The sequence below is a fragment of the Candidatus Omnitrophota bacterium genome (assembly GCA_016929445.1).
Classification (GTDB): domain Bacteria; phylum Omnitrophota; class Gorgyraeia; order JAFGIU01; family JAFGIU01; genus JAFGIU01.
Genome location: JAFGIU010000044.1, coordinates 1 through 3,646 on the forward strand (window position 1 = coordinate 1; position 3,646 = coordinate 3,646).

Consider the following 3,646-nt stretch of genomic DNA (forward strand, 5'->3'; position numbering starts at 1 on the left):
GGAACCCCTTTGCGGCGCGGGTCAATTTTACAGGCCTCGTCCAAGGCCCGGCCAAAAGCTTTGAAAATAGCCTCCGCCACATGGTGCAATTCGTGCCCCCGGTAAGAAACGTGAAGATTGATGTTCGCCTTTTTGGCAAAGCTGTCCAGGAGATCCAGGGCCAGGTGCATGGAATACTCCTCGGCATCTTCGATCTTGGGCTTGTCGCCGCACTCGGGCAACTGCATGGCCACAAAGGCGTAACGGTCCCCCATATCGATCGCCACCTCGGCATAGTCCTCGTCCATGGGACAGGCCGCAAATCCGTAGCGATTGATCCCCACCTTTTCGTCCAAGGCCTTGGCAAAAGCCTGGCCCAGAACAATCCCGATATCTTCATTGGAGTGGTGGGCGTCCACATGTAAATCTCCCTTGCAGCTCAGCTTCAAGTCAAAGAAGCCGTGAAAGGCAACGTGTCCCAAAAGGTGGTCGACCAGTCCAAGGCCGCTCTTGATTTGGATTTTGTCGAGTTCGCCCGATCCGTCGATATTGAGCTCGACTTCAATTTCGGTTTCAGTGGTCTTGCGCCGGACTGTGGCCGTGCGCGGTTGCTGTACGGTCATTGGTGTTCCTTCCTGCCTGGTCATCCCCGTGCAAACGGGAATCTAATTGCTATCAGTCATCCGAGTAGATTCCCGCCTGCGCGGGAATGACAGTTCTCTGCGCCCTCACTTAAATCGCGCCTCAATGGATTCGATGTGTTCGCTGAGCCCTTCGATTCCGGCAATCTTTCCAACCGCTTCGCGGGCTTGGTCCAGAGCCTTTTTGGTGTAACACACTACATGGCTGCTCTTGATAAAGGCTTCCACATCCAGACCCGAAGACCAACGGGCAGTTCCCCCCGTGGGCAACACATGGCTCGGCCCCACGTAATAATCGGTCACAGCCGCGGGTGAATACGGCCCCACCAGGATAGTCCCCGCATTACGGATTTTGCTCAAGACCTTTCGCGGGTCCTTAACAATGATTTCCAGGTGCTCCGGCGCAAGCTGGTTGACCACCTCAACGCCCTGATCCAAATTTTTGACCATCACAACATAGCCGCCGCTCACCTTGGCCTGCACAGCCTTGGCCAGGAGTTTGGACGGAGTCACCAGAATTGCCATACCGCCCTTGTGCTCCGCCTGGGCCTTGAGATCCCCAATAACGTGCGCTGCCGAGGCATTGTGGTTGGCCAGAATCACGACTTCACTCGGCCCTGCCAGCATGTCCAAATCTACATAGCCATAGACCTGCCGCTTAGCCTCAGTCACATAGGCATTACCAGGCCCCACAATTTTGTCCACGCGAGGTATGGTCTTGGTGCCGTAAGCCATGGCCCCGATGGCCTGCGCGCCTCCGACCTTAAAAATGCGGTTAACCTTGAGCAGATTAGCCACCACCAGGGTATGCGGATCCACACTCCCGTCCGGTCTGGGCGGCGTAGCCAAGGTAATGTCCGGCACTCCGGCAATCTTGGCCGGCAACACGGTCATATAGACCGTACTGACCAAAGGGGCGGTACCCGCCGGAATATAGACACCGACTCGCTCGATGGGGTTATAGATCTTGCCCATCCACTCGCCGTCAGGACCCTTCATGCGCCAGGATTTGGGAACCTGCCTCTTGTAAAAAGAGTTCACGTTTTCAAATATCGCTTTAAGGGTGGAAATGAAGCTGGGCCGGATGCTGCCGTAGGCCGCATTCGTTTCGTTGTCCGTGACCCGCAAAGAACGCGCGGTTTTGCTATTGAACTTGTCAAAGCGGCGCGCATACTTGAGCACAGCATCATCCCCGTGCAAGCGCACATCATGGAGAATATTACCAACCGTCTTCTCGATGCGACACCGGGGTCCCATCTGGATTTGACGATCGCAAAGTCTTCTGAATTCCTGACTATTTATGCCGATAGTTTTCATTGAGCTCTAATTCAGTGCCGGGGATGAATCTCATGGGCTTTGTGCAACACATCTCCTTCTGAGAGATGTCCCTGGCTTAGGAGATCCGTCCCTGAACCTTTTCCCCCATCTGTAATAGCGCCTGGTCCAAACCCGATACCTGCTTGGTCCCCCCTTGGGCCAAGTCGGGTTTTCCTCCCCCTTTGCCGTCGCACAACTGCGCAAATTCTCTGGCCAACTCATTGGCCTTCCAACTCTCCTTAAAAGGACTGCCCCAAACCGCTGTCACAAACTGGGCGCTTCCCTCGCTAACCGAGGCCAGCAAAGCCACACCGCCCTGCGCGCGCTCGCGCACCTTGTCCAACACCACGCGCAAGTCATTGGGTTTGAGCCCTTCCACACGCTGCACAACCCAGCCGCGCCCCTGGATCTGGTCCGCAATGCCGGCGGCAATCGACTCCAGCTCCTGGCCCGCGGACTGGCGGCGCTGGGACGCTAGTTCCTTGAGCTTGGCGCTCCAGTCCTCCAAGGCATCCAGGATGCGGTCCTGGGGCACCTTTAAGCGCTGGGCGATCTGCGCAACCAAGGACTCGGTCTGCTCCAGACGGGCAAAGGCAAGCTGTGCGGTCAACGCATCGATGCGCCGGATTCCCGCAGCCACCGAGCCCTCCGAAATAATACGGAAAAAACCGATATCCCCTGAGCGCGAGGCATGCGTGCCGCCGCAAAATTCCTTACTGTATTCCCCAACCGAAAGCACCCGGACCTCCGCCGCATACTTCTCCCCAAAAAAAGCCAAGGCCCCGGACTTGCGCGCGTCTTCCAGACTCATGACCTGAGTCTCAACCGGATCGTTCTGCCAAATCCACTGGTTGACCCGCTGTTCAATCCGGTGAATCTGCTCAGGTGAAAGGGCCTCCGGATTATTGAAATCAAAGCGCAGGCGATCCGGCTCCACCACGGAACCGCACTGCGAAGCGTGACCTCCCAAAACTTCCCGAAGGGCCGCATGCAGCAGATGGGTCGCCGTATGCGCGCGGCGCACCGCTTGACGGCGCGCAAGATTCACTTGCAGCTCGACCTCGGCTCCGGCCCGCAGAGATCCCTCCTCGACGCGCACATAGTGCAAAATGGTATTCCCGGATCGGCGCGTGTCCTCCAAAATTCCCCGCAAGCCGGGCGCATTCAGTACCCCCGTGTCCCCGGCTTGTCCGCCGCTCTCGCCATAACAGGGAGTCTGGTCCGCAACCAGGAGCACGGTGTCGCCGGCCCGCGCCTCCTGCACAGGCTCCTCGCCCTTAAAGAGTCCGCGCACCCTGGCCTTTGCGCTCAAAAGCTCATAGCCCAAAAAGACCGTGTCCTTGCCCACGGCCTCGGCCCGTTTTGCCACGGACTCGGCAAAGATATCGCCCTGCATCTTGGAGGAACGCCTGGAGCGCTCCCGCTGCTGTTCCAGAGCTTTGGCATAACCCGCACGATCCACACTCCAGCCCTTTTCTCCGGCAATGGCCTCGGTGAGCTCCAGCGGAAATCCAAAGGTGTCGTAAAGTGAAAAAGCTGTCTCACCGGTAAGCCTCTTGTCCGTCCCGCCCGAAGCAATAAGCTCTTCCACGCGGGCCACCCCGGAGTCCAGCACCTGCGCAAATTGCTGCTCCTCCCCTTCCAGACACTGGCGCACATAGGCTTCGCGCGCAATCAGTTCCGGGTAAGCGTCTTTGTATGCCTGGACC

3 protein-coding genes are annotated in these 3,646 nt (G+C 57.8%); all 3 read right to left on the reverse strand.

What is annotated here, in order from left to right; all coding sequences use genetic code 11:
- Positions 1 to 602 (reverse strand): imidazoleglycerol-phosphate dehydratase (locus JW937_03870; GenBank protein MBN1586550.1); only part of this gene is annotated, 602 nt, incomplete at its 3' end.
- Positions 603 to 707: 105 nt separating this feature from the next.
- Positions 708 to 1,877 carry a histidinol dehydrogenase gene (gene hisD, locus JW937_03875; protein MBN1586551.1) on the reverse strand — a complete coding sequence of 390 codons (1,170 nt, stop codon included), beginning with the start codon at positions 1,875 to 1,877 and terminating at the stop codon, positions 708 to 710.
- Positions 1,878 to 2,013: 136 nt separating this feature from the next.
- On the reverse strand, positions 2,014 to 3,646 hold a 1,633-nt coding region (locus tag JW937_03880; GenBank protein MBN1586552.1), incomplete at its 5' end, for an alanine--tRNA ligase.

What these genes read in the sequence shown, in the direction of transcription:
- hisD (MBN1586551.1), bottom strand. Translation starts at nt 1,877, where the DNA reads ATGGGACCCCGGTGTCGCATCGAGAAGACGGTTGGTAATATTCTCCAT.